Consider the following 25,423-nt stretch of genomic DNA (forward strand, 5'->3'; position numbering starts at 1 on the left):
GGGTTTATTATGGGAAAAATCACTATGAGGTATTATTTTCTATAGGTAGATATTTTGCTATCCTTCACCAATTTAAGCTCTTGTACGATAGTGAGTATTATGAGATTTTAATGTGTCATCTGATCCAAATAAGAAATGTTTCTCCATGTTTGGAGAGTATTTGGAATTAATAGCTTCACGACCGACTGTTTCTGCAACTTCCCGAAGCATAGTAGGTGAAGCTCCACAACATAAACCAAAATAATTTACTCCAGCATCATAGGCTTCTTTCGCCCAGTTTGCGATTTCATAACGGTTACAGTACAACGGATCAAGTGACGTAGGGAATGTAGTTTCCGTTGGTAAATGACAAGAACAACCACCGTCAGGTAAATTGAAGAATGTTGGATGTTCTTCCGTTGTGCGATAAGGCACTGGTAAAGCCGCTACAAAACCATCGACAGTTTCTCTAATTTTATCTACAAAAGGTTGCATTGTAGCTGGGCCTCTAAAGCAGTTCATCCCTACAACAAGAGCTCCGTTTTCTTGAAGCTTCTGACAAGCTTCATCCACTTCATATCCATCTCTCATCTTATTTTCACCCATTACTCCAAGGGTAATTACAGCAGGTAAGTCGTGTTTCAGAATTTCTTCTAAAGCAATTTGGGCTTCTTCGTAGTAATAAAATGTTTCACCATTCACAAAGTCTACGCCTTCTTCTTTACACCAAGTAAGCATTTCAGCGAACATGTTACGAACTTTTTCTTTAGATTCTGGGTCCTCAGGGTCAAATAAATTTGTGTTGGAAACGTTCCCAGCTACAAGAGCTTCTTCCGTTGGATGTTCCTTTGCAACTTCTTTAGCAAGACGTATAGCTTCTCGATTTAGTGGTTCTAGTAAATCTTCTTTTCCAATAATACGCATTTTTTCTCTATGAGCATTATAGGTGAATGCTAATACTACATCAGATCCTGCATTCATGTAGTCACGATACGTTTGTTTCAATGCTTGAGGATTTTCTAATGCTACCTCAGGAACGAAAGAACCTGCTTGTAAATAACCTCTTCTTTCCAGCTCAAATAAATAACCTTCTCCGCATACTACGGGACCTTCTTGTAAACGTTGCTCAAGTGTACGTTTCATTGTTTACATCCTTTCTTTTTATCTCTTGGGTGAAGAGGGTATGAAAAAACCCCCTTCATAAGAAGAGGGTATATGTATATATGCCTCCTCTTATCTTCCAGATTTTAAGAATCTGTAGGATTTAGCACCTTTTTCAACATCGTTCGGATGAAAGGTTGCCGGGCTTCGCAGGGCCTATTCCCTCTGCCACTCTAGATAAGAGATATTCTTTTTATTTAATTTCGTAAGTTGAATTATAAAACAGAACTTTACCTTGGTCAATCGTTTTTTAACTCTTTTGAATTTTATATACAATATTAGCACGAATGTGTAAAATTATGGATGGATATAGTGGGGGTTACAATCCAAATTTGAGAGTGTAAAAGACGGTGAATCGTCTTAATTTTATAGAAGTGTGATGTATATATCATATGCAAACACCTTGGGGAGGGGAAGTTTTGGTACAACTTTTTAAGTTATTAGGGTATTACATCGTCGGACTAGTAGGTAAAAAGTCGCTCCAGTGCCACATAATAAACTTCATCCATATGTACGAGTTCATACCGTTGAATCCCTTACCAAATCTTGATAGGATAGTATTAGTAGGTAACTCTAAATAAAGGAGCTATGCAATATGGATTTTAATATATTTATGGAAGATGTTGTGACGCAAGCTCGTACGGAGATTGAACAAGCAGGTTATGAGCAATTGACTACTCCAGAAGAAGTAGATGAAGCGTTACAACGTAAAGGTACTACATTAGTAATGATAAACTCAGTATGTGGATGTGCTGGTGGAGTAGCTAGACCTTCTGCTGCACATGCTATTCATTATGATAAACGCCCTGATCACCTCGTTACAGTGTTTGCAGGTCAAGATCGTGAAGCAACGAATCGTGCACGTGAATACTTTGTAGGATTCCCACCATCTTCCCCTTCTTTTGCTTTTCTTAAAGACGGAGAGATTGTAACAATGGTAGAACGTCATGATATTGAAGGATTTGATCCTATTCAAGTAGTAGGTAAATTGCAAGGCATTTTTGATCAACATTGTGATGAAGTATAAATAGGGATGGGTCACCATCCATAAATTGAAAAAGATGGTCTATTGGCCATCTTTTTCGTCATTCTATAGGGGAAAATATTAGTTGTTAGATTATTATAAGGAGATTGAGATGTGAAAATAGGATACCGTACATTAAAAACGGCAGTTGGAACTCCTGTTGCTATTTGGTTTGCTCAAATGCTGGCTTTAACCAATTTTGCTTCTGCAGGAATTTTAACGATACTATGCATTCAAAACACAAGAAAACGTTCTATTGTAAGTGCATCTTCTCGATTCGCAGCATGTATACTTGCAATGGTTTTTTCGTTTATTATCTTTGAAACAATTGGCTATCATCCATTGGCAATAGGTATTATGCTTATTTTATTTATTCCTACCACCGTAAAATTAAAAATAACAGAGGGTATTGTCACAAGTTCGGTTATAATTTTGCATTTATATGGATCTAATGATATTAACGGAGAAACATTGCTAAATGAGTTGCTTTTAATTGTTGTTGGGATTGGCGTAGCCTTAATACTAAACTTGTACATGCCTAGTTTAGAAGGAAAACTTCGAGAAAAACAAACAGCGGTTGAAGAGAATTTTCAACGTATATTACAAGAAATTGCTGTATTCTTACGCTCAGGTGATCAGAAGTGGACAGGAAAAGAACTAACAACTACAGCGAACTTACTGGATGAAGCGAAGGCACTTGCATATCGAGATGTGGAAAATCATTTGTTACGTGGGCATCATCAGTATTATCATTACTTTCAAATGAGACAAAAGCAGTTTGAACTTCTAGAAAGAATGCTACCGTTAATCAGTAGAATTAATCAAACCTCGGATCATGCTACCATCATAGCTGATTTTTTTGAAGAATTATCTCAGAATGTTCATCCGGGAAATACTGCTGTTTTATTTTTGCAGCAGATTAAAGAATTACGTCATGAATTTAAACAAGCTGACTTGCCACAAACAAGAGAAGAATTTGAAACAAGAGCGAGTTTATTTACATTATTAAATGAGATAGAACAATATCTAGTTATTAAACGCATGTTCAAAAAGAGTGATATATAATGTTCTTGCTTATTTAGGGCAAGCTATTCTTACGAAGTCATTTAAGGAGGTATCGTAATGAAGAGCTTGCTCATTGTTGTGTTATTGGCCATGTCCCCTATATGGCCAATTGGTGAAAACCCTTCACGTGGCTATCCATTCTTAATAGTGAACAAAAGTACCAATCAATTAGCTTATATAGATGATGGTAAAGTAGAGAATGTGTACCCTGTGGCTACGGGGAAGACGAATGACCTTACGCCTGAAGGGCTACACACAATTACAGTGAAGGCGAAAGATCCATATTATCGAAAATTGGATATACCAGGCGGGGATCCAAGAAATCCTTTAGGATCAAGGTGGATTGGCTTTGATGCAAAGGGGACTGATGGTCGTATATATGGGGTGCATGGAACCAACCAGCCAAGTTCAATAGGTAAATATATATCAAATGGGTGTATCCGGATGAACAACAAAGATGTAGAATACATTTACGACAGGATCCCTATTGGTACAAAGATAGCAGTAGTGAAAACTGACAAATCATTTCAACAGCTAGCCAAAGAGTACAAGGCAATAGACTAACATAGAGGAGTGATCCTTTATGTTTTTTTGTGTTTCTTATTAGTGTGGATTTTAATTATATCGAGTATTATATTGAAGGATTTCCTTATCAGTAAATAATATATATACTAAAGCCCCCTGCATAATCAGTCTGGTTACGCATGGGTCTTTTGCTTATATACATGCTAAAACTTATATTTAATGCTTTCTTGTTTGATGCAACTTGAAGTGGAAGATGCGTTGAGTAATTGAGATCATCCTTCGTATGAAATTTTTACTTAATTTTCTACAATTGGGCAGGATAAAAGGTAGATTGAATAAAAGGAGGAACACACAAATGCTTGAAGGAAAGTCAGCTCTTATTACTGGTTCTGGTCAAGGGATTGGTTTGGAAATTGCTACTGAATTCGCCAAAGCTGGCGCGAAAGTAATGTTAAATGACATTAACGAAGATACGTTGAATGAATCTGTTAAAGAATTGACCTCACAAGGATTCAATGCTGATGGAGTTGTGGCAAATGTTGCTAAAGAAGATGATGTAAAAAATGCAATTGAGAAGACGATTGAGTCATTTGGTCGAATTGATATACTAGTTAATAACGCAGGTATTCAGCATGTTGCCCCTATTGAGGAATTTCCATCAGAGAAATTCGAATTGATTCTCGATATAATGCTCAAGGGTCCGTTCTATGGTATTAAATATGCGTTTCCACACATGAAAGAACAAGGCTATGGTCGGATATTAAATATGGCCTCCGTTAATGGGTTGATTGGGTTTGCTGGTAAAGCAGGTTATAATAGTGCGAAGCACGGTGTCATAGGTTTAACAAAAGTGGCAGCTTTAGAAGCCGCAGATTATGGTGTTACTGTAAATGCTATTTGTCCAGGTTATGTAGATACTCCACTAGTACAAAACCAACTAGAGGACTTAGCCAATACGCGTAATATCGATAAAGAAAAAGCGTTAGAAGAGGTTATTTATCCTCTAGTACCACAAAAAAGATTGCTGCAAGTTCAAGAAATAGCAGATTACTCCATTTTCTTAGTAAGTGAAAAAGCTAAGAGTATTACAGGGCAAGCTGCTGTAATTGATGGAGGGTACACGGTTCAATAATAGAAACTTAGAAAAAGGTTACCAATTGTGGTAGCCTTTTTTATTTGTTTTTACCAGGGTACATTAAAAAATAGTATGAAGAAAATGATCATCAAGATGGATAACCCATAGGTTAAGAAGGGACGTGTTCTATGTAAACTTATAAAGATATACATAATAATATAAAAAGGAAGATCCATCCACAGTTCATAGTTATTATAGAAGCTTAAGCGTTCAAACTTATAAAAAATCCAAGAAAATAGAAAAGAACCAAGCGTCCAAGCAAGAGTGTACAAGCTTCTATGAAGCCTTTTTCTTGGCATATGACTGATGTATAGAAATGTAATAGACGGTAGTACGATAAAGGAATGGATTAACGTGAGTTCTTTTGATGTAAGCCAGATGGATTCATAGCTCCATAATTGATAATCATCGACAATAATTAGGTAAAGAAGGCTCATGGAGGATACATACCAGAGCGTGTCTAAATGATGAGTGAGTTCCTTCCAATTTCCCCATTTCACAGTAGTTAATAATAAGAAAAAAGAAAATAATACATGCATGTTAGTGAATCTCCTAAATGTTTTCCATATTATCACCTAAAAAATGTATAGTTATATCCTCGTCACTAAAATTGGTAAAATTTTACTAGATAAAGCTTGATGGTTGTTTTGGTATAGCATTAAAAAAGCATTGAATTCTTTTGGAATTCAATGCTTTTTAACCATGATTAATTTATTCCCATCATTGCAAGTAAAATAATGGCGATAGTGGCGATCATAGGGATAAATAATCCTACTACAAATACGTCTTTATAAGAATCTTTATGTGTAAGACCTGTTACTGTAAATAACGTTAGTAAGGCACCGTTATGAGGTAGGATAGAAGCTCCGGAAGCTACGGATGTAATTCTATGGAAAGCTTCTAAACTTAGGCCTTGATCAACAGCAATATTATAATATTGTTCCCCTAGTGCTTCTAGTGCTATTCCCATACCACCAGAGGCTGAACCTGTAATCATAGCTAGAAGTTGGACTGCAAATGCTTCTGAAAAATAAGGGCTTAGAGGGATGTCGAATATTAATTCCTTCACCGTTTCAAATCCTGGTGAAGCTGTAACAAGAGCACCAAAACCTACGGCAGCACTTGTATTAACAGTTGCCATTACGGATCCAGAGGCCCCGCCATTAATAGCGCTAATAAATTCTTTATAATCTTTAAAGTTAAATACCATTACTAAAATAATCCCTATTAATAATGCAACAAGAATACTCAAATCTTCAAATACATTTAGGGTTACAACAACTGCAATTAATGGAATGACAGATAGAATCCAGTTTGGTAGCTCATCTTCGTTAATCTCATTTACTTTATTATCCCCTTGTGGTTCAGTGAACGTATCTTCTTTTTCATCGAGCTGTTTTTGACGAAATTTTAAATAAAAATAACCACCTACTGCCATGATTAGTCCAGCGACAACTCCTAGGATAGGAGCGGCCATTGTATTCGTATCAAACGTGTTGATAGGAATAATGTTTTGGATTTGTGGCGTTCCTGGTAAGGCAGTCATGGTAAATGTGAATGCTCCGAGTACGAACGTAGAAGGGATTAACTTCCTGGAAACATTTGCTTGTCTAAACATAGCCACAGCTAATGGATAAACTGCAAACACAACTACAAATAAACTAACGCCACCATACGTTAAAATAGCTGCAGATAAGAGCATTCCTAAAATAGCTCTTTCTTTGCCAATCAAGCTGGTTATTTTGTAGGCAACGGATTGTGCAGCGCCTGTATCCTCCATTAACTTACCAAATATCGCACCAAATAAGAAAATAGGAAAGTAATCTTTCGCAAAGCCGACGAAGCCCTCCATATAAGTGCCGGTGTATGATTCTAATATGTTCATGCCACTGAGCAGGGCAACGATTCCAGACACAAGTGGTGCAATCCAAATGATTGACCAACCTAAATATGCCAATAACATTAACAGGACAAGTCCAATGATTATGCTGAGCATGTGGTTTTCCTCCATCATTATTCAATAGTCTTTTTTACTATGTCCAAGATTAATGTTTTTAGTTAAACTGATTTTTATCTCAGAGGTGAACTGTAAAATTAAAATACATCTTAAGTCGTATGAAGATTTATAGCTACAGACTGTACTAAACCAAGCAAATCCTGCTTATGGTGTATATAGAAATAAACAAGGAGGAAAATCGATGAAACCTTTCTGTCTTCTATGTGCATAGATTGTATTAGATATGGTACTTACGGACTGTAATATTAGTATTGGAAAATCAGGTGAAGTTGAGAAAAGTGAAATTATAGTTGATCAGGATGAAGTAGAACAACTGGATGTTACGTTACATTTAGGTGCTGGAATGTTAATGGTTGAGAGTGGTACCAATAAATGGGTGGAAGGAAATATATTGTATAGCTCGAATAAAAATAAACCTCAAATAAGTTATCAATTAGATAATGGTACAGGGCAAGTAGGAATTAAGGATCCAAAGAATGTCGATTTGAACATAGGTGATCAAGTAAATGAATGAGATGTCAGCTTAACAAAAGAAGTACCTATACAGCTTAATGTGAATACAGGTTCTTCAGATACCTTTTTAAATCTAAGTGGATTAAACCTTTCTGATTTATCCATTCATACTGATGTAGGGGAAATGGACGTAGATTTAAGTGGGAATTGGAAAGAGAGCTTTGATGTCGAATTAAATACTGGAGTAGGGGATACACATGTGGTCTTGCCGAAAGGCGTTGGGGTAATTATAGATTCCTCTAAAGGAATTGGTGAATCGAACTTTGTGGACTAAATATCAAGAGGGGATGGTGTTTATGTTATGAAGCGAATCATACATGAAATGTCATCATCTCTATACAAACAGACATGGGTGTAGGAGCTACTACTTTTGAAATTGAATAATATAGTTGAAGAGCGTACATTCTTTAAGAGTTTATGCTTTTTTACATAGTTTCAAGTATGTTTGTTAAGATGAAGAAGAAAGGGAAAAGTTGTCTGTTTTCTCTACAAAAGTTAGGAGGTCATGTTGACGTTGCTTATTAAGTCACAACCATACAAGAAAATGACTAGAATGATAAAAGACAATCAACAACAATATTTTGAAACAGAGGAATGGATTGAATTATATGATACTGTGATCTCCACTAATACGAACCAATTTAAACTAGAACATGTACACGATATGTCTTATAAACCGTTATCAGATCGATATGGTTTTTTGTACCTTCATACGAATCAAGGGGTATTTTCTTATAATGTGGCCGTATCACCAAGCGATTTTATAGAAGCATTTAAACAACTAAAGGAACAGAAGTAAAAATATGTAAAAAGACAGCATCATCTCTAATGAATGGATGATCCTGTCTTTTTTTTGCAGGTATTCCTACATATACTCGCGAAGGTGTAGTGTATGGAAATGAATTCAAGCGGAGGTACCTAGATGAGTTATATTGATGAAATGAGAAAATATATTGGACATGAAACCTTGGTTACGATTGGTTGTGGAGTACTTATAGAAGACCAAGGAAGAGTATTATTGCAACGACGAACAGATGATGGCTTTTGGGGAATACCAGGTGGGATGATGGAAGTTGGAGAAACGTTTGAAAAAACCGCTAGGCGAGAGACATTGGAAGAGACGGGAATAGAGGTCTATAACCTAGATTTATTTGGACTTTATTCAGGAGAAAATTGCTTAGTTGAGTATTCAAATAAAGATAAGGTATTTAGTGTCCAAGTCATTTTTATAACAACTAGTTATGAAGGAGAGCATTATGATAGTGGAAATGAAAGCATTGAACAAAGGTATTTTAGTAAAGAAGAACTCCCAACCGATTTAAACCCTACCCAAGCTCCATTTATTATGGATTGGAAAAAAGGGAGTAAGCAGCCCGTTATTAAGTAAGTTTTTATTTATAAGGATGGAGAAAAGGAGAGGGACGATGCGTCACTGGAAAATAGGGGTACTTATTTTAGTAATTTCTACTACTCTTATAGGATGCAAGAATCCAACTGAACAAGCCAATGCATCATTAGAAAAAAAGTAGAACAACAAGAGGCTAAAGTGGAAAGTGTTAAACAAGAGTTAGAACAGCTTCAAAAAGAACTCTCATCAAAAAAACAAGATCTAATCTATAAGGAAGAAGAACAAAAACACACCAAAGAACTTTTACATAAAGCTTTATCTTACCTAACTGAAAGTCAACTACATAAACTAGCTAAGACACAATATGAGTACACATTAGAAATAAATGAAAAACCTGTTCCTAAAGACGGGAGCATAGAAATAGGTGAAGACAAGATAAAAATTTCCCTTATAGAGAGAACTCATAATTATCAAGTGTTGCCAACTGAAATAAGCCGTAAAGGAGAATTGAACGAGGATTATTATACACATATACAAGACATAGCTCCTGCTCCAGAGAACACTTCTTTTACGGATGGCACCATTGTAACCGGTATCCATTATCAATTTGATAAAAGAAATCTTAAATCGTCTATAACTTTTTCAATAACTAAAGAATTAAAAGAGCGGTTAGGATTACATACAACTTCTATACAAGTGAAGTTAAAGTAAGTTGTATGTAAATACAATTTTTATAGGAGGGGTTTCATGAGTATGGAAACGGAGGTAGCTAAACATATTTATCGCATGAGAAAAAGCTTTATTAATGGAGGTGTGGCCGAAAGAGTCAGATGGGCAATGGTGAATGTTAAGTTGGTATGAAGAGAAAACCTCTTGATTGATAGGATATTTAATATGGCCTCGAGGTGGTACGCATGAGTAAAATCGTTAAAATCATTCTATTTGTGATCGGAATCATCATTTTTATTAATATTTTATTAATGATTGTTGGTGTAGTTGGCTTACTGACCCCTTAACAAAGATTAGTGTATGGAGGTGACAGTATGTTTATCGAAGAAAATTCTACAAGGTAAAAAAAGAGTTTGTCGATACTTTCAATGAACATTTTAACAAAACCAATTTACCAAATCAGTTTAAACACGGCTCAAGGCTAGTTGGTAGAGGGATAAAGGAACATGACGAAGATATGGTAGAAATTTTTGCAATATGGGAATTTTTATAAGGCTAATGATGAGATTGAAGCGAATGTAAGAAGTGACGAAGCAAATTTGAAACGTGTTCAAAATTGGTATCGTAAAAATGGTGGTAAGGAGTACATTCCATCTAAATACATAAAAGAAGTAAAGAATGAATACATCGAGTCTACAGTAATGTGATGAAAAAGATATATGTATAACTATTAAAGGAAGTTGCGGTAAAAGATGTTTATAAAGGAGAAACACAATCTCATATATAATTTAATCATGTGGACGATTCTATATATGGTTATTTTTCATCTTAATAAGATTTCCATCGATCATTTATTATGGTATAAAATAGGTTTTATCGCTCTATATGGTATATCTTTAGCTAGACAGGTATATAAGGTGTATAAAGAGAAAGAAACCAATGAGGTCAACAAATCTCATACCAAGTGAAAGCTGTAAAAAAGCTTTTCACTTGCTATTTCCTTTTGAGGAGAGCTTATTGAATTCTTGAATAAGAAAGTTCAGGTTCTGTTATTTTTTTCTTCATGATATTCAAAAATAGGTCTGCATAATAAGGGTCCCACTGTGTTCCTCTACCACCTTCAATGATAGATAATGCTTTTTCGAATGGCATTCCCTTTCGGTACGGACGATCAGAGGTCATGGCATCAAACGCATCTGCTACAGCCATCAAACGACCAAACTTAGGGATATTATAACCACTCAAACCTTCAGGATATCCTCTTCCGTCAAAACGCTCATGATGATATTTTACGCCAGGTAAGAGAGGTTGAAGCTCATCTGGTAAATCAACTTGCTCAAGAATGTTGGCTCCCATTACAGGATGTTTCTTAATTAATTCAAATTCCTCATCTGTTAACTTGCCATCTTTTAATAGAACGTTATCTCGGACGCCAATTTTGCCAATATCATGAAGAAGAGCTGATTTTCGTAGTAAATCCACTTCATCCTCAAGTAACCCAGCTTCATTTGCAATTATTATAGAGTATTCTGCAACACGTTTAGAATGGCCGGCTGTATATGCATCTCTTGCATCCAATGTTGCAGCAAATACGGTGAAAAAACTTTCTAACAGCTGTTCATTTCGTTCATCTCGATCTTGTATACCAGAAACCATATGATTAAAGCCAGAAACGAGATGAGCAAATTCATCTGAATATGTATTCTCCATTTGTTGGAGGTCACCCGTGTACACTTTTTCGAATCGCGTTTGTAACGATTGAATCGGCTCTTCTATGCTTTTGTATAAAAGAATAGACCCACTAAGCGAAAGACCAAATATAACGAGCACGATAATCGATGCCCAATTCCAATAACTTGATAAGCTAGTAGAATTGCTTTCCGTAAGACGTATTTGAGCTGCAAGAATAAATAATAAGACAGGAAACACAGAAGTGAACAGTGCACTAACTAATAATTTACGTTGAATACTAAGGTGATACTTCCCCTCAATCGTCAATGGGGTAGACTGTAGCCTCAATGCTTTCTTAGAGATGTCCTGGATAATATCTTGTGCTGAACGGTAAGTAAGAAAGAATTCAATCAGCGCATGCATGACTGCTATAAGAATTGCCCCACCCCAAGCTAACCCGACATAATAATAAGGTAAGCTTAATAATCCGCTAGCTATAAGAATCATAGACAGGATAGAAGCAGGTAAGGAAAGCCCAAATAAATGTGGGCCTAAAATACGCTTAACTGTAAGCATAGGAAATCGGTGTGCTGTAAGAAAGGCACTTTCTAACTCAGCTAGTGATGGAGAACTTGAGTGGTAGATTAGCTTTACAGGTTGTATATGCTTTGAATACATAAGAAATTCACTTGCTAACATAACTATTCCAGAAATAATCATGATCACCAGAAGATAAACCATTTCTGAAAATGAAAGAGTTAGAGTATGAAAGATAAATACACTGCCGACCCCAAAGACGGCAATCATGGAACCGATAATATAATTAAGTAAGATTCGCTTTTGAAATAAGGAAAAAGAACTCATGAAATACCCCCGAATCGTTTCATAGCTATGAGTGAATTATACCAAAGATTGCTAGACTATTGAGAAAATGTTGGGAATTAATATTTTTTGAGAACTAAAATGGATTATTTACTATAGTTAATTTTGTAACTACCGTATCATCATGTTGGTGCATCCTATACTTTATCAATTATATATAAAAAAATAAGACATTGAGATTAGGGTCTCAATGTCTTATTCCTGTCATCATAAAAAATTTTTTATAAAAACATAGATGCTCCAGCAAGCAATGATGTAAGCAACATAGAAATAATCATCAAATAGATGATGAACTTCTGTCGCTTTTCACGCTTGGATGGTTTTCGTGGAGCGTCGCTATTTTGTGGTTGGTTTTTTTTAGCTGTTTTTGATGCCACGGATACATCCTCCTTCACCCGATGTGCTAACGCTATTTTAACTTGATTTGTTAAAAAGAACAAGCTTCTCTTTTTCCAAAGCTATTCTCCTCATTACTTATGATAATTTTTAACAAAATAAGGGTTGTTTCATGATAAAATAAAATTGTCGAAAAAATGAAAGGGTTTTCTTGAGCTTTCGTTGAATAATATTCGATTAGGATAGAAATTACATAAGGGGGAAGAGCGAATGAGTTCATCTTTTCACAGCCAACAAGAACAGTGGGAAAAAGAAGCAGATAAAGTAACGGAGCGCTTTCCTGAGCGTAAAAACACATTTGAAACTAGCTCTCATATTGAAATAGATCGTTTATATACACCAGATCGAGTAGATGAAGAATATGTCGGAAAATTAGGATTTCCCGGTCAATATCCTTACACTCGTGGTATCCAGCCGACCATGTTTCGAAGCAGGTATTGGACAATGCGACAATACGCAGGTTTTGGATCAGCTAAAGAGACAAATGAAAGGTTTCGTTACCTTTTAGATCAGGGCCAAACAGGTCTTTCGGTTGCGTTTGATTTGCCTACGCAAATAGGGTATGACTCTGATGATCCCATGTCTGAAGGAGAAGTGGGAAAAGTTGGTGTAGCAATCGATTCGTTAGCTGATATGGAAACATTGTTTGATCAAATCCCATTAGATAAAGTGAGCACCTCCATGACGATTAACGCACCTGCATCTGTATTATTATGTATGTATATTGCAGTCGGGGAAAAGCAAGGTGTAACGAAAGAAAAACTAACAGGCACGATTCAAAATGATATATTGAAAGAATATATTGCTCGAGGTACGTATATTTTTCCTCCTAAACCTTCCATGCGGATTATTACCGATATATTTGGTTACTGTCATGAGAATTTACCTCGTTTTAATACAATCAGTATATCAGGCTATCATATTCGAGAAGCCGGTTCCACTGCTGTACAAGAAATAGCCTTCACGATAGCCAATGGCATGGCTTATGTAGATTCAGCTATTGATTCAGGTCTTGATGTAGATCAGTTTGCACCGAGATTAGCATTCTTCTTTAATGCTCATAATCAATTTTTTGAAGAGGCAGCGAAATTTAGAGCAGCTCGAAGAATCTGGGCTAAAATTATGAAGGAACATTATAAAGCAGAAAATCCAAAGAGTTGGAAGCTCCGTTTCCATACACAAACAGGAGGTTCAACTTTAACAGCCCAACAACCAGATAACAACATTGTACGAGTAGCGCTGCAGGCGTTATCAGCTGTGATGGGTGGAACGCAAAGTCTTCATACAAACTCTCGTGATGAAGCATTGGCATTACCGACTGAAGAGTCTGCTCGTATTGCCCTACGAACTCAACAAATTATTGCGAACGAGAGCGGTGTAGCAGATACAGTGGACCCACTAGGTGGCTCATACTATGTGGAGCACCTAACGGATAAAATTGAGGAAGAAGTGAATTCATATCTCGAGCAAATAAGAGATATTGGTGGAGCGGTTCAAGCAGTGGAAGAAGGATTCATGCAACGCGAAATCCATCATGCAGCTTATGAAGCTCAAAAAAATATGGAAAAAGGCGAAGATATTATTGTTGGACTAAACCAGTATCAAATCGATGAAGAGGTTCATGCGGAACTTTTACGAGTGGATGAGGCATTGGAAAAACAGCAAGTAGAAAAGACTCAATCTATAAGAGAGAAACGTGATCAGCAAGCTGTTGAACAAGCGCTCAGTCAAATCGAACAGGCAGCTAAACATTCAGATATAAATTTAATGCCTCTTATATTAGATGCTGTTAAAGCGTACGCAACTGTAGGGGAAATTTGTAATGTGTTACGTAAGGAATATGGCGAATATACAGGAATGTAATGAAGGAGGACATATATTATGGCGGATCGTACAATTCGAGTACTCATTGCAAAGCCAGGACTAGATGGACATGATCGGGGCGCTCTTGTCATTGCTCAAGCACTCCGAGATCATGGGATGGAAGTTATTTATACAGGGTTACGACAATCTCCGGACCAAATTGTTCAGGCAGCTATACAGGAAGATGTGGATGTCATTGGACTTTCTTCTTTATCAGGTGCACACCGCTCTTTATTTCCTAAAATAGTGGAGGTTCTTGCCAAGAATGATGCAGAAGACATCCCTGTCATTGGCGGGGGTGTTATCCCTTATGAGGATATCCCGTACTTAGAAGAAAAGGGAGTCAATAAAATATTCACACCAGGTACTCCTACAGAAGAGATTGCAAAATACATTCAACGCTTGATACACCCTCAAGCACAAACAAGTTTGAATCCACCAGAAAAAATAGCTCATATCGGTATTGCTGTGTCTAACATTGAGCATGCTTTGCCATTCTATACCAATACGTTAGGGTTAAGGCTTACAGGAGTCGAAGAAGTACAATCAGAAGGGGTCAAAGTGGCATTCTTGAAGCTAGGAGAAACACAATTAGAGTTACTAGAGCCAATCCATGAAGATTCTTCTATAGCTAAGTTTATTAACAAGCGAGGAGAAGGCTTTCACCACATGGCTTTAGAAGTACAAGATATCAAAGAACGATTGCAGCAATATAAAGATCAAGGAATTTCTCTTTTAAATGAAGAACCAAAGCAGGGCGCACATAACTCACAGGTGGCATTTTTGCATCCCAAAGCAGCGAACGGAGTGTTAATGGAATTATGTCAACATGAAAAGGAGGGAGAATAGGATGGATATTTTTGATAAGATAAATGAATTATATGATAAACGTCGCAAAGTAGAAATGGGTGGAGGCGACGAGAGAATAGAGAAGCAGCGAGAAAAAGGAAAAATGACCGCAAGAGAAAGGATTGACTATTTACTTGATGAAGGAACATTCGTTGAACTGAACCCATTTGTGGAGCATAGGGGAACTGCATTTGGAATGGAAGGCAAAGAAGCTCCTGGAGAAGGAGTCGTAACTGGGTTTGGTAAAATAGAAGGTCAAGATATATACCTTTTTGCACAAGATTTTACCGTTTTTGGTGGAGCACTTGGGGAAATGCATGCCAAAAAAATTGCTGCAGCCATGGATCTTGCCTACAAAAATGGCACTCCTTTTATCGGACTAAATGATTCGGGTGGGGCTCGTATTCAAGAAGGAGTATCTTCTTTAGATGGCTATGGTCAAGTGTTTTATCGAAACTCCATCTACTCGGGTGTTATACCCCAAATCTCCGTTATTATGGGGCCATGTGCAGGTGGAGCTGTATATTCACCGGCAATTACAGATTTTGTGATTATGGTAGAAGAAACCTCTCAAATGTTTATTACCGGACCTAAAGTAATTGAAACAGTAACAGGAGAAAAAATCAGTTCAGAAGATCTAGGTGGAGCTCATGTACATAACCTTAAGAGTGGAAACGCTCATTTGAAAGCCCCTTCTGAGGAGGAGGCGCTTGATAAAGTACGTGACTTAGTTCGATATCTTCCTCCAAATAATGAAGCAAAACCTAAGCAGATTGAGATAGGGGAAGAGGATCATTACCGCCCTGATCTTACAGATTTAATTCCTTTTGATCCTATTCGCCCTTATGATGTAAGAACCATTATTGATCAAGTTGTGGATGATGAGTCTTTCTTTGAAATTCATCCAGACTTTGCGAAAAATATCGTAGTTGGTTTTGGCCGATTAAAAGGGAAAACCATTGGCTTAGTTTGTAATCAGCCTAAATATATGGCTGGTGGGTTGGATATTGATTCCTCTGATAAAGCGTCTCGTTTTATACGTTTCTGTGATGCCTTCAATATACCCCTTGTTACATTCGAAGATGTGACTGGATTTTTCCCGGGCATTAAGCAGGAACATGGAGGGATCATCCGTCATGGAGCGAAAATTCTTTATGCTTATTCAGAGGCAACGGTTCCTAAAATAACGGTCATTACCCGTAAAGCATACGGAGGAGCTTATGTTGCGTTAAATAGTAAGTCCATTGGTGCGGACCTTGTCTATGCTTGGCCAAATGCTGAAATTGCTGTTATGGGGCCAGATGGAGCTGCGAACATTATTTATGCTAAAGAAATTCGGGAAAGTGAGAACCCAGAAGCAACCCGTCAAGAAAAAATTAATGAATACCGGGAGCGATTTGCCAATCCATACGTGGCAGCTGGATTAGGTATGGTGGACGATGTAATTGATCCACGAGAAACTAGAATATCCCTCATCCAAGCATTAGATATGTTAAAAAATAAAACAGAAGAACGTCCTAAGAAGAAACACGGAAATATTCCGCTATAATAACTAGATGATTTGACACAGAGGGTGGCTTTCGCTAACGTACAAGTTATAGCCATCCTCTTTTTACTAAGGATGTTGAAACAAAGTACTGAAATATAGTATAAATTTACATAGCTTTAGGAGGAATTAATATGCCAAAGATTAACCGAGAACGACTAATAGAAGAATTCCTAGAACTTGTCCAGATTGATTCAGAGACAGGGGACGAAGCAAAAATTGCTGAGGTTTTAAAAGATAAATTTAGAAACCTAGGTCTGGATGTCACAGAAGATGATTCCAAAGAGGAAACTGGTCATGGCGCTGGAAACTTAATCTGTAATTTAAAAGGGCATCGTGCTGAAATAGATACGATATATTTTACTTCACACATGGACACGGTTGTCCCGGGTAATGGTGTGAATCCGTCCATTGAAGATGGATATGTTGTAACCGACGGCACAACAATTCTAGGAGCTGATGACAAAGCAGGTTTGGCGGCTATACTAGAATCGATTCGCACTTTACAAGAAAATCATATTGAACATGGAGATATCCAATTTATTATTACAGTAGGAGAAGAATCAGGTTTAAGAGGTGCTAAAGCATTAAAGCCTGAGTATATAAAAGCTAAATACGGATATGCAATTGATAGTGATGGAAAAGTAGGAAATATCGTTGTAGCTGCTCCTACACAAGCCAAATTAAACGTAGTTGTGAAAGGTAAGACAGCACATGCTGGTGTGGCACCTGAAAAAGGAATATCTGCCATTACTATTGCTGCAAGAGCTGTTGCAAAAATGCCTTTAGGACGTATTGATGACGAGACTACAGCAAATATTGGTCGTTTTGAAGGTGGCCAAAAAACAAATATCGTATGCGATCATGTGGAAGTTTTAGCAGAGGCTCGATCCCTTATACCTGAAAAGATGCATGAGCAGGTTGAAAAGATGAAACAAGCACTCGAGGAAACTGCTGAAGAAATGGGTGGAAGTGTAGAAATCGATGTTGATATTATGTACCCAGGATTTAAGCATGAAGAGGGCGATCAAGTTGTAGAAGTAGCCAGAAGAGCTGCACAAAAAATTGGACGAACAAGTGAACTACTTCAAAGCGGTGGAGGTAGTGACGCAAACATTATTGCCGGATTTAATATCCCAACTGTAAACCTAGCAGTAGGGTATGAAGAAATCCACACAACAAATGAACGTATTTCGCTTGATGAATTAGAGAAAACGGCAGAGTTGGTTACGGCAATCATTGAAGAAGCTGCAGCTGAATAAATATAGAAGCTAGCTTGGGTACATTCTCAAGCTGGTTTTTTTATGCACCATAACTTATGATTATAATTTTTAATACAGGCGTAAGGTCCCAACGTATGTTCGTGAACCTGTCTATATCCCTATAAAATGGTAAAATAAGCTAATACTATTTATTCAAATGTCGTCAAATATATTGAAAATTCTAACAAATAGGTTATGCTATTAGTAATATAATGTGAAGGGTGATGATATGGAAGATTTTAAAACAATCGTAGAACTTTGGGAGATTTATAAGGTGGCGATATTGGTTAGTTTGGTAGGGGCATTGATTGGACATTACAAACGGAATTCGTGCATTTTATTGCCGATTGTAAGTATTGATTACAAATTCAAGGACTTTAGGAAGTTGAAACGAAAATCTTATTCAACCTTTAAAAAAGGTCTGATAGGGTTACTAATCACATTGAAAGCTTTTGTTTACTTTATTTTGTACCTGGTCGGTATCCGTTTTGGAGATAACAAAGATACTGATCCTATTCTTTTTGAATTAGGTGTAATAGGTGATTTAATCATTGGAATAGGGGCTGGGGTGATAGCACAAAGTACTATCATTATGTCAGGCGCACATGATCAGTTATCTGTAGTAGTTACAGCTTTATTGGCTGGTTTTGCTGGTTTGTCCTATATACAAAAATTCCAGAAAGAATCATTAGATCATGCTGGGATTGAGTACAGGTCGAAACTTGCTCAGGCTGAAGAGTACTCTGTACAAATGAAAAAAGAAAGCTCTTCAAATCAAGAAGTGGCAGCAACACGAGAAAAAATCTAATACGCTAAAGGAAGAGGTTTTCTATGAACGTACGTTTAACTGCAAAAGAGAGATGGCAATTAGAACAATTACTAGATACATTAAATAACCCATACGAATCAATCGCCAAACGCAGACTGGCCAAAACGAAATTTGATGTGATTTATCATCGTGCTGTTGAAAGAAGTGCAGATGAGGAGAATGAAGAATTAGAGAAGAGTAACGTGGCCGTTTGCATGTATGAAGGGGAAAAAAATCCTTCCAATTAGAAATTGTTCTATTCGAACAGTTCTAGAATTGGAAGGATTTTTTTTGTTTGTCCACTAAATAGCCTGAAGAAAGGAAACTACCATTAGTTGTTGTTCTAATCTAGAAAGGTTAGTTTAAATTTATTAGTTGTTCCATATTAGAGGCATAATCTTGAAGACTTGAAGTTGAGATAATTTTGGTGATCGCACAGAAAGAGCGATGTACCCGTAGATTTAGTTAGAATAAAGGTGGCCGTGGAACAACTCGCGTACTGCCAGCGAGCTGGCAAGCTACCGCCCTCAGGGGATCTCGCCTAGCTCTTTCTCCGGCGGGAGTCTCCTTGTTCCATGGCCACCTTTGCTAGTATTGGGAGCAACGGATACATTGCGAGTTAGAGGGGTTGAGGTATTCGAATATCTTCTGACGGTTTAAACCCTAGTAAGTTCTAGTATCACAATTGGTTTATAACAAAAAATTCTTTGGCAAGAAAGCCAATGGACATTTAGTTCGCTGTTTGTAAAAAATAAAGTTTTATTTGTCCACAAGATCTACCCAAAGAGGGTTTTCACTAAAAATAAGAGCTTATATGTCCTTTCGGCAGACATACAACATTTGGCCGCGGGTCCGATAGCCATTACCCGGCTGGGGGTGAAGGGGAACTTGGAGACTCTCGAGGGAGAAAGAGGTTGGTGAGACCCCGGATGGAGCAAAGCGACTGAGAAGGCTCACCAGCTCACCCGTAGGAAACCGAGTTGCTTCACCGTAACCCCTTCCACGGTTCAAGTATCGGACCCATCACCTTTTGAATATATCTCGAATCCAAGTCTTCAAGATAATGTGGCTATTATGAAGTAATATTTGCTTAAACCTTATGGGAGTGGGGAGGTTCGATATAAGCGAATTTTATATGATATAATGAGATAAGGAACCTATGTTCGTTGGAAAGGGGGGAGTGTATGTCAAAGTGGTATCCCAAAAATGGCCGTGTCATCTTTCATGTAGATATGAATAGTTTCTACGCATCTGTCGAAAGTGCGCGTAATCCTGATTTGAAAGGAAAACCACTTGCTATTGCTGGAAATCCAGAAGAGCGTAAAGGCATTGTTGTGACAAGTAGTTATGAAGCAAGGGCAAAAGGGGTTAAGACGACAATGCCTTTGTGGGAAGCTAAGCGTTTATGTCCTGAATTAACGGTAATGCGCCCAAATTTTGAACGTTACCGAGAAGCTTCTCGTGAAATCTTTCAAATTCTCTCGACTATCACTCCCCTTGTACAACCAGTTTCCATTGACGAAGGTTATATGGATATTACAGATTGTGAGGAGTTAGGTACTCCACTTGAAATAGCTAAACAAATTCAAGATACCATTTTGGATAGATTGGAGTTGCCTTGTAGTATCGGAATTGCTCCAAATAAATTTTTAGCCAAGATGGCTTCTGATATGAAGAAACCGATGGGGATTACCGTTTTACGTAAAAGAGATCTCCCATCAAAGCTTTGGCCTATGCCTGTAGGAGAAATGCATGGAATTGGAGAGAAAACAGCCGAAAAGCTAAATTCTATCAATGTCTACACAATTGATGAACTTGCTAATGCAGACGTTTTACAGTTGAAAGGACTTCTGGGTATTAACGGTGAGCGTCTACAAAAGCGTGCAAATGGTATAGACACTAGACCTGTTGATCCGGACGCTGTATCAGAATTCAAAAGTATCGGGAACTCGCAAACGTTACCCCATGATACGACGGATGATATCGAGATTACAAAAATGCTCCGAAAATTATCGCAGAAAGTTTCGGATCGCATGGATCGAAAACAAGTGATATCCAGGAACATTCAAATTATGATAAGGTATTCAGATCGTCGTACCATAACAAGAAGTAAACAACTTCAAGAGTATATTGAAACGGTAGACGATATATATCATGTGGCACAAAAACTATGGGAAGAACATTGGAATCAAGAACCCATACGCCTATTGGGCGTGACTGCTCAGCACTTTATTGAGAAAAAAGAAGCGGGGATGCAATTAAATTTGTTCACCTATGAAAATGAAGCTAAAAATGAAAAACTTTACACAGCAATTGATCACTTAACCGAAAAATACGGAGCGAATCCTTTCAAAAAACTACGACCACAAGATAAGGCAAATAGCTCGCCCACCACAAGTTTTCAAAAGGATTTTCTAGACGACTATAAAAAATAAATTGTTATGTGAATCACTCCTCAATCTCGAGGGGTGATTTTTTATACTTTGGTATTTATAAAGATGAAACTCCTATCTCGGATTCATTATATGTACCTATATAGGTTACCTTTATTTGTTAAGTCATTAGTATTGATTTGAAATAATAAAAATAATTCATTTCAAAAAACCGTTGTAAACCATACATCCTCATAGTATTATGAGGTTAGAAATGAAATATATTAATATTCATATTTCAAATTATAGTATTGGGGTTGAGCGTATGAGTATTGAACTAACAGACGTCAACAAAATCTACAGAAGTGGTGAAGTGGAGGTACATGCATTAAAGAAGGCTTCCATTGAAGTACCGGATAAGCAAATAGTCGCAATCTTAGGCCCTTCTGGATCGGGGAAATCTACGTTGTTAAATGTCATTGGTGGAATTGACCGACATGATAGTGGCACGATTAAAATCGATCTAGACCTACTTGATGACATGACAGATAAAACGTTAACAGAATACCGTCGGCATACGTTAGGTTTCATCTTTCAACAATACAATTTAATCCCTACACTAACGGTTCAAGAAAATGTGGAAGTAGGTAGGCAACTTAGTCAGAACCCCTTGAATATGCAAGATATATTAGAAAAAGTAGGAATGTTGGATAAAAAAGATAAGTTTCCATTTCAGTTAAGTGGTGGAGAGCAACAACGAGTAGCAATTGCTCGCGCTCTTGTGAAGAATCCTCGTCTATTGTTATGTGATGAACCTACAGGAGCTTTGGATGAGGAGACAGGGAAAAAAATCCTTAGTCTCTTGAAGTATGTAAATGAAACGTTCGGTACAACAGTTTGTATTATTACGCATAACAACGGTATTGGGGAAATGGCCCACAAAGTTATTCGAATGAAAAGTGGAGAAATCATTGATACGTATGAAAATGATGCACCTATGAATCCGGAAAAGGTGAGTTGGGTATGACACTATGGAAAAGTATTATAAGGCATATGAAAGAAAAGAAATTTCAATACATTGGGGTTACATTACTATTAGTAATTTCAATAATGTTATATGTCTCTTTATCCATGGCAATTTCTACCTTAGATAATCGTAATCAAGAGTTTAAACAAACGTATAACCAAGAAGATTTTCATTTTATCGTGGCAAGCAGTATAGACGATGGTCAATTAAAGGATTGGGAAGAACGATTCAACCTAACGTTAGAAAAAAGAATGTACACTGATGTAACGTATCAAGAAGATACAACATTAAGATTATTTTCAAAATCTGACTCGGTGAATACCCCGTATATTTCTGAGGGTGAAATGCCATCAGGGGATAATGAAGTAGCCATATCCTCTGTGTTCGCTAAGGAACATAATCTTTCAGTTGGTGAAAAGATTAACGTGAATAGTCAAACGATTACTGTAACAGGATTTGTGTACTTACCAGATTATATCTATATTCTTGAACGAGAAAGCGACTTAATCAATGATCCTAACTCTTTTGGGATTGGTATTGGTTCACAGGATGTCATTCAATCTTTATCATCTAAAACGATAACTCAGATATTAGGAGCAAATGGAACGAAAGAAAATATTTCATCTTTAAAGGAAGCAGTCACCAGTAATTTTTCTCTTCTAAAATGGTTAAATGCAAAGGACAATCCTCGTATTGAGTTTGTTGAATCTGAAATCCAAGGAGCAAGAGCGACGGTTACCACATTACCATTATTTATATTAGCCTTATCCGTAATGATGGTGTTAATGATTATGAAACGTCAAATCGAGATGCAACGAAAAGAGATCGGTACACTGATGGCTCTCGGATATCGAAAAGGTGAGTTGCGTCGCCACTACATGATGCATGCTGGTTTTATAGGGGTAGTGGGTTCTATTACTGGCATAGTAATAGGTACAGCACTATCCATTCCTATCACAAACCTATACTCTGAATATTACAATTTACCAAGAATTTCTTATTTTGATTGGGATACGAGTGTGCTCTTGGTAGGATTTATTGTTCCAAACGTTATCTTATTATTCATGACGTATCTAGTTATCAAAAAACCGTTAACACAGTCACCTTTAGCATTACTGAGTCCGAAAGATATGTCTACAGGAAAGAAATCATGGCTAGAAAATCTTCCTTTTTTTCATAAGGGTACATTCATGTCACGATTTCGCCTACGCCTACTTATCAGAAGTAAAGCGAGAGCATTATATATCTTGCTTGGGATAATGTTTTCAACCATATTACTAATCTTTGGTTTTATTTCCTACAATGCAATGGGAATCCTAATTGATACGACTTATAAGGAAATTTATCAATATGATTATGCCGTATATTATAATACATTGCAGCAAGATGAAGTGGAAGAGGGGAGTAGCACATTTACCGCTGGTGAAATAAATGTGAAGAACGAGAATGGAGCAAATAGGAAAGCAGTAGATCAAAAAGCTACAATATATGGTATTAAACCTGAAACAGACCAGGTTCAGTTATTAAATGATGAAGAAAAGGTTGTAAATCTAAAAGCCAAACAAGGTTTTATCATCAGTCAACCGTTAGCAACCGTATTGGGAATAAAAGAAGGCGACCAACTTACAATAGGAAATGCCTACAATGAAGAAACGATTACAAGAGAGATAACAGGGGTTTCGAATGTCTATATTGGTCATGCTATTTATTATGAAAAATCTAATGTGAATGACTTTTTAGGTTATCCTAAAGAAGTTTATAATGCAAAATGGACGAATGAAGAGCCAACTCAAGAAGAGTCTATCCTATTTATAGAGGATAAAAGAGATATGATCGAAAACTTTGAGTCTACATCCTCTCTGATGAGGTATTCTATATTTGGGATTTCAGCTTTTGCGTTTTTTATAGGTGTAATTGTATTGACCTTGATTACAAATTTAATTGTCGAGGAGAACTCACCATCGATCTCCCTTTTCAAAGTAATGGGATACACAGACAAGGAAATATCCAAGTTAGTTGTGAACATTTATACACCACTTGTCGTGTTAGCTTATATCATATCAGTGCCAATTGGTGTGCTAGCTATTGATCAAATGATGGCATCCCTTGTTGAGCAAACAGGGTTCTCCTTACCGGTGAAGCTAACGTGGCCAATGATTGGTATAGGATTTGTTATCATCATGGTAACCTACTATGTGTCGCTATTTTTCTCCAGAAAGAAAGTGACGAAAGTTTCCTTACAAGAAGCTTTAAAAAAACAACAAGATTAATAGAGAAACCAGCATGGCATAACTAGCCATGCTGGTTTTAATGTAGTGATTCTTAGTAAATATACTGCTTTTCTAGCTTTATTTCTTTATGAAAAACATAAACTAGATCTTCAATGATGGCACTGGCTGTCGGTAATTTACCAGCGCCTGGTCCTGTAAGGGTGAAGGTTCCTAAAAGGTCAGTATGGACAGTAATACCGTTGTTTACACCATCTACGCTGTAAAGTGGATGTTCATCATCAATTTGCATTGGTTGTATGGATGCAGCCACTTCTCCATTACGCATTTCAACAGTTGCAATATGCTTGATCTTCTGCCCTCTTTGGGCCGCATGTTGAATCTGTTCATTTGAGATTTCCCCTATTCCTTCTCGATACACATCCTCCCAATTTGGTTGTAGATCATAAACCAATTGACTTAAAATCATGGACTTATAAAATGCATCATTTCCATCTACATCATTACTTGGATTTGCTTCTGCAAATCCCTTCTCCTGAGCTTGCACTAAAGCTTCTTCAAAAGTGGTGTGATTCATCGTCATTTCAGTGAGGATATAGTTCGATGTACCGTTTAATATAGCTTCCATCTTTTCGATTTGATTTACCTGTAACAATTGCTTGAGTGTTCGCAAAATAGGCGTGCCTGAAGCTGTAGTAGCTTCATAACCTATATGAACTTGATTCTCTGTAGCTTTTTCTATTAATTGTTTTCCATAACGAGCAAACATTGCTTTGTTGGCTGTAATGACATGAATTCCTTTTTGAATTGCTTGGGATAGGTACTCAAAAGCTGGGTGATCTCCAACTGTCGCTTCAATGATGACATCCACGTCTTTAGAAAGAATATCATGGTAATTTGTTGTAATTGGTATGTGGTTTGGAAGATTGCGTTGTTTCAAAGAATCGTTCACGAGTACGCCTACGAGCTCTGTATCTGTACCTAACTTTTCGGATATATATTGGTCATGAGAAAGGAGTGTCTCATACACTCCTTGCCCAACTGTTCCAAGACCCAGAATGGCTATCTTAATAGTCATGCTTT

The 25,423-nt window shown here is 37.1% G+C and carries 24 protein-coding genes, 1 pseudogene and 1 riboswitch; of the genes and pseudogenes, 19 read left to right on the forward strand and 6 right to left on the reverse strand.

The annotated features are described in order from the left end of the window. Positions 1-72: 72 nt before the first annotated feature. Complete coding sequence (locus tag GLW08_RS09635) at positions 73-1,122, reverse strand: homocysteine S-methyltransferase family protein (protein ID WP_160848406.1); 1,050 nt, start codon at positions 1,120-1,122, stop codon at positions 73-75. 87 nt (positions 1,123-1,209) lie between these two features. Next, positions 1,210-1,324, reverse strand: a riboswitch (SAM riboswitch). A 411-nt stretch (positions 1,325-1,735) separates the two neighbouring features. On the opposite strand from GLW08_RS09635, the gene GLW08_RS09640 reads away from it, so the two are divergent. The 4 genes from GLW08_RS09640 to GLW08_RS09655 all read left to right on the forward strand — a co-directional run bounded on the left by GLW08_RS09640 (position 1,736) and on the right by GLW08_RS09655 (position 4,886). Further along, on the forward strand, positions 1,736-2,167 hold the full coding sequence (locus tag GLW08_RS09640; RefSeq protein WP_160848407.1) for a BrxA/BrxB family bacilliredoxin: 432 nt from the start codon (positions 1,736-1,738) through the stop codon (positions 2,165-2,167). A gap of 111 nt (positions 2,168-2,278) precedes the next feature. Beyond that, a complete protein-coding gene (locus tag GLW08_RS09645; protein WP_160848408.1) occupies positions 2,279-3,229 on the forward strand; it encodes an aromatic acid exporter family protein in 951 nt (316 codons plus the stop codon). A 57-nt stretch (positions 3,230-3,286) separates the two neighbouring features. Further along, the gene (locus GLW08_RS09650; RefSeq protein ID WP_160848409.1) at positions 3,287-3,793 is read left to right on the forward strand and encodes a L,D-transpeptidase; all 507 of its coding nucleotides are present in this window, start codon (positions 3,287-3,289) and stop codon (positions 3,791-3,793) included. A gap of 316 nt (positions 3,794-4,109) precedes the next feature. Further along, positions 4,110-4,886, forward strand: coding sequence for a 3-hydroxybutyrate dehydrogenase (locus GLW08_RS09655; RefSeq protein WP_160848410.1), 777 nt, complete (start codon positions 4,110-4,112; stop codon positions 4,884-4,886). A gap of 50 nt (positions 4,887-4,936) precedes the next feature. Here GLW08_RS09655 and GLW08_RS09660 read toward each other — a convergent pair whose 3' ends face one another. Both GLW08_RS09660 and GLW08_RS09665 read right to left on the reverse strand, forming a co-directional pair. Further along, the gene (locus GLW08_RS09660; protein ID WP_160848411.1) at positions 4,937-5,428 is read right to left on the reverse strand and encodes a hypothetical protein; all 492 of its coding nucleotides are present in this window, start codon (positions 5,426-5,428) and stop codon (positions 4,937-4,939) included. A 167-nt stretch (positions 5,429-5,595) separates the two neighbouring features. Further along, on the reverse strand, positions 5,596-6,885 hold the full coding sequence (locus GLW08_RS09665) for a GntP family permease (protein WP_160848412.1): 1,290 nt from the start codon (positions 6,883-6,885) through the stop codon (positions 5,596-5,598). Between the two features lie 244 nt (positions 6,886-7,129). Between GLW08_RS09665 and GLW08_RS09670 the strand changes: the two genes are divergently transcribed. From GLW08_RS09670 to GLW08_RS21875, 6 genes and pseudogenes are all read left to right on the forward strand, one after another. Beyond that, entirely contained in the window at positions 7,130-7,420 is a 291-nt protein-coding gene (locus GLW08_RS09670; RefSeq protein WP_160848413.1) for a toast rack family protein, read from the forward strand. Between the two features lie 39 nt (positions 7,421-7,459). After that, positions 7,460-7,693 carry a hypothetical protein gene (locus GLW08_RS09675; RefSeq protein WP_160848414.1) on the forward strand — a complete coding sequence of 78 codons (234 nt, stop codon included), beginning with the start codon at positions 7,460-7,462 and terminating at the stop codon, positions 7,691-7,693. Positions 7,694-7,933: 240 nt separating this feature from the next. Then, the gene (locus GLW08_RS09680) at positions 7,934-8,218 is read left to right on the forward strand and encodes a hypothetical protein (RefSeq protein ID WP_237458381.1); all 285 of its coding nucleotides are present in this window, start codon (positions 7,934-7,936) and stop codon (positions 8,216-8,218) included. Between the two features lie 123 nt (positions 8,219-8,341). Then, a complete protein-coding gene (locus GLW08_RS09685; protein ID WP_160848416.1) occupies positions 8,342-8,806 on the forward strand; it encodes an NUDIX hydrolase in 465 nt (154 codons plus the stop codon). 159 nt (positions 8,807-8,965) lie between these two features. Continuing rightward, positions 8,966-9,478: a hypothetical protein gene (locus tag GLW08_RS09690; RefSeq protein ID WP_160848417.1), complete on the forward strand. Its 513-nt coding sequence runs from the start codon at positions 8,966-8,968 to the stop codon at positions 9,476-9,478. Positions 9,479-9,815: 337 nt separating this feature from the next. Next, a pseudogene (locus GLW08_RS21875) lies at positions 9,816-10,143 on the forward strand (NIPSNAP family protein); the annotation flags it as partial. Between the two features lie 307 nt (positions 10,144-10,450). Here GLW08_RS21875 and GLW08_RS09700 read toward each other — a convergent pair. Together GLW08_RS09700 and prli42 are read right to left on the reverse strand one after the other, a co-directional pair. After that, positions 10,451-11,971, reverse strand: coding sequence for an HD-GYP domain-containing protein (locus tag GLW08_RS09700; RefSeq protein WP_160848418.1), 1,521 nt, complete (start codon positions 11,969-11,971; stop codon positions 10,451-10,453). 239 nt (positions 11,972-12,210) lie between these two features. Next, the gene (gene prli42, locus GLW08_RS09705; RefSeq protein WP_152600733.1) at positions 12,211-12,366 is read right to left on the reverse strand and encodes a stressosome-associated protein Prli42; all 156 of its coding nucleotides are present in this window, start codon (positions 12,364-12,366) and stop codon (positions 12,211-12,213) included. A 229-nt stretch (positions 12,367-12,595) separates the two neighbouring features. Here prli42 and GLW08_RS09710 point away from each other — a divergent pair, with 229 nt between their 5' ends. The 9 genes from GLW08_RS09710 to GLW08_RS09750 all read left to right on the forward strand — a co-directional run bounded on the left by GLW08_RS09710 (position 12,596) and on the right by GLW08_RS09750 (position 24,382). After that, positions 12,596-14,248, forward strand: a complete 1,653-nt coding sequence (locus tag GLW08_RS09710; RefSeq protein ID WP_160848419.1) for an acyl-CoA mutase large subunit family protein — start codon at positions 12,596-12,598, stop codon at positions 14,246-14,248. A gap of 18 nt (positions 14,249-14,266) precedes the next feature. Further along, positions 14,267-15,097 (forward strand): methylmalonyl-CoA epimerase, encoded by an 831-nt coding sequence (gene mce / locus GLW08_RS09715; RefSeq protein ID WP_160848420.1) that lies wholly within the window; start codon positions 14,267-14,269, stop codon positions 15,095-15,097. Position 15,098: 1 nt separating this feature from the next. Beyond that, positions 15,099-16,646: an acyl-CoA carboxylase subunit beta gene (locus GLW08_RS09720; protein WP_160848421.1), complete on the forward strand. Its 1,548-nt coding sequence runs from the start codon at positions 15,099-15,101 to the stop codon at positions 16,644-16,646. 131 nt (positions 16,647-16,777) lie between these two features. Further along, positions 16,778-17,905: a M20/M25/M40 family metallo-hydrolase gene (locus GLW08_RS09725; RefSeq protein WP_160848422.1), complete on the forward strand. Its 1,128-nt coding sequence runs from the start codon at positions 16,778-16,780 to the stop codon at positions 17,903-17,905. 229 nt (positions 17,906-18,134) lie between these two features. Beyond that, positions 18,135-18,713, forward strand: coding sequence for a hypothetical protein (locus GLW08_RS09730; RefSeq protein ID WP_160848423.1), 579 nt, complete (start codon positions 18,135-18,137; stop codon positions 18,711-18,713). 23 nt (positions 18,714-18,736) lie between these two features. Further along, the gene (locus GLW08_RS09735; RefSeq protein ID WP_160848424.1) at positions 18,737-18,961 is read left to right on the forward strand and encodes a hypothetical protein; all 225 of its coding nucleotides are present in this window, start codon (positions 18,737-18,739) and stop codon (positions 18,959-18,961) included. A 936-nt stretch (positions 18,962-19,897) separates the two neighbouring features. Continuing rightward, positions 19,898-21,148: a DNA polymerase IV gene (locus tag GLW08_RS09740; RefSeq protein ID WP_160848425.1), complete on the forward strand. Its 1,251-nt coding sequence runs from the start codon at positions 19,898-19,900 to the stop codon at positions 21,146-21,148. Positions 21,149-21,359: 211 nt separating this feature from the next. Continuing rightward, on the forward strand, positions 21,360-22,112 hold the full coding sequence (locus GLW08_RS09745; protein ID WP_272917067.1) for an ABC transporter ATP-binding protein: 753 nt from the start codon (positions 21,360-21,362) through the stop codon (positions 22,110-22,112). Further along, positions 22,109-24,382, forward strand: coding sequence for an ABC transporter permease (locus tag GLW08_RS09750; RefSeq protein WP_160848426.1), 2,274 nt, complete (start codon positions 22,109-22,111; stop codon positions 24,380-24,382). The genes GLW08_RS09745 and GLW08_RS09750 overlap by 4 nt, the downstream gene beginning before the upstream one ends. Before the next feature lie 52 nt (positions 24,383-24,434). On the opposite strand, the gene GLW08_RS09755 is transcribed toward GLW08_RS09750, so the two are convergent. Then, positions 24,435-25,418 carry a homoserine dehydrogenase gene (locus GLW08_RS09755; RefSeq protein ID WP_160848427.1) on the reverse strand — a complete coding sequence of 328 codons (984 nt, stop codon included), beginning with the start codon at positions 25,416-25,418 and terminating at the stop codon, positions 24,435-24,437. Between the last annotated feature and the right edge of the window lie 5 nt (positions 25,419-25,423).

The organism is Pontibacillus yanchengensis (assembly GCF_009856295.1).
Taxonomy (GTDB): Bacteria; Bacillota; Bacilli; order Bacillales; family BH030062; genus Pontibacillus; species Pontibacillus yanchengensis_A.

Coding starts and splice junctions, on each gene's coding strand:
- GLW08_RS09700 (WP_160848418.1), bottom strand. CDS start 11,971: ATGAGTTCTTTTTCCTTATTTCAAAAGCGAATCTTACTTAATTATATT.
- GLW08_RS09730 (WP_160848423.1), top strand. CDS start 18,135: ATGGAAGATTTTAAAACAATCGTAGAACTTTGGGAGATTTATAAGGTG.
- GLW08_RS09750 (WP_160848426.1), top strand. CDS start 22,109: ATGACACTATGGAAAAGTATTATAAGGCATATGAAAGAAAAGAAATTT.
- GLW08_RS09745 (WP_272917067.1), top strand. CDS start 21,360: ATGAAATATATTAATATTCATATTTCAAATTATAGTATTGGGGTTGAG.
- mce (WP_160848420.1), top strand. CDS start 14,267: ATGGCGGATCGTACAATTCGAGTACTCATTGCAAAGCCAGGACTAGAT.
- GLW08_RS09650 (WP_160848409.1), top strand. CDS start 3,287: ATGAAGAGCTTGCTCATTGTTGTGTTATTGGCCATGTCCCCTATATGG.
- GLW08_RS09685 (WP_160848416.1), top strand. CDS start 8,342: ATGAGTTATATTGATGAAATGAGAAAATATATTGGACATGAAACCTTG.
- GLW08_RS09635 (WP_160848406.1), bottom strand. CDS start 1,122: ATGAAACGTACACTTGAGCAACGTTTACAAGAAGGTCCCGTAGTATGC.
- GLW08_RS09660 (WP_160848411.1), bottom strand. CDS start 5,428: ATGCATGTATTATTTTCTTTTTTCTTATTATTAACTACTGTGAAATGG.
- GLW08_RS09755 (WP_160848427.1), bottom strand. CDS start 25,418: ATGACTATTAAGATAGCCATTCTGGGTCTTGGAACAGTTGGGCAAGGA.
- GLW08_RS09655 (WP_160848410.1), top strand. CDS start 4,110: ATGCTTGAAGGAAAGTCAGCTCTTATTACTGGTTCTGGTCAAGGGATT.
- GLW08_RS09735 (WP_160848424.1), top strand. CDS start 18,737: ATGAACGTACGTTTAACTGCAAAAGAGAGATGGCAATTAGAACAATTA.
- GLW08_RS09665 (WP_160848412.1), bottom strand. CDS start 6,885: ATGCTCAGCATAATCATTGGACTTGTCCTGTTAATGTTATTGGCATAT.
- GLW08_RS09725 (WP_160848422.1), top strand. CDS start 16,778: ATGCCAAAGATTAACCGAGAACGACTAATAGAAGAATTCCTAGAACTT.
- GLW08_RS09670 (WP_160848413.1), top strand. CDS start 7,130: ATGGTACTTACGGACTGTAATATTAGTATTGGAAAATCAGGTGAAGTT.
- GLW08_RS09640 (WP_160848407.1), top strand. CDS start 1,736: ATGGATTTTAATATATTTATGGAAGATGTTGTGACGCAAGCTCGTACG.
- GLW08_RS09710 (WP_160848419.1), top strand. CDS start 12,596: ATGAGTTCATCTTTTCACAGCCAACAAGAACAGTGGGAAAAAGAAGCA.
- GLW08_RS09740 (WP_160848425.1), top strand. CDS start 19,898: ATGTCAAAGTGGTATCCCAAAAATGGCCGTGTCATCTTTCATGTAGAT.
- GLW08_RS09720 (WP_160848421.1), top strand. CDS start 15,099: ATGGATATTTTTGATAAGATAAATGAATTATATGATAAACGTCGCAAA.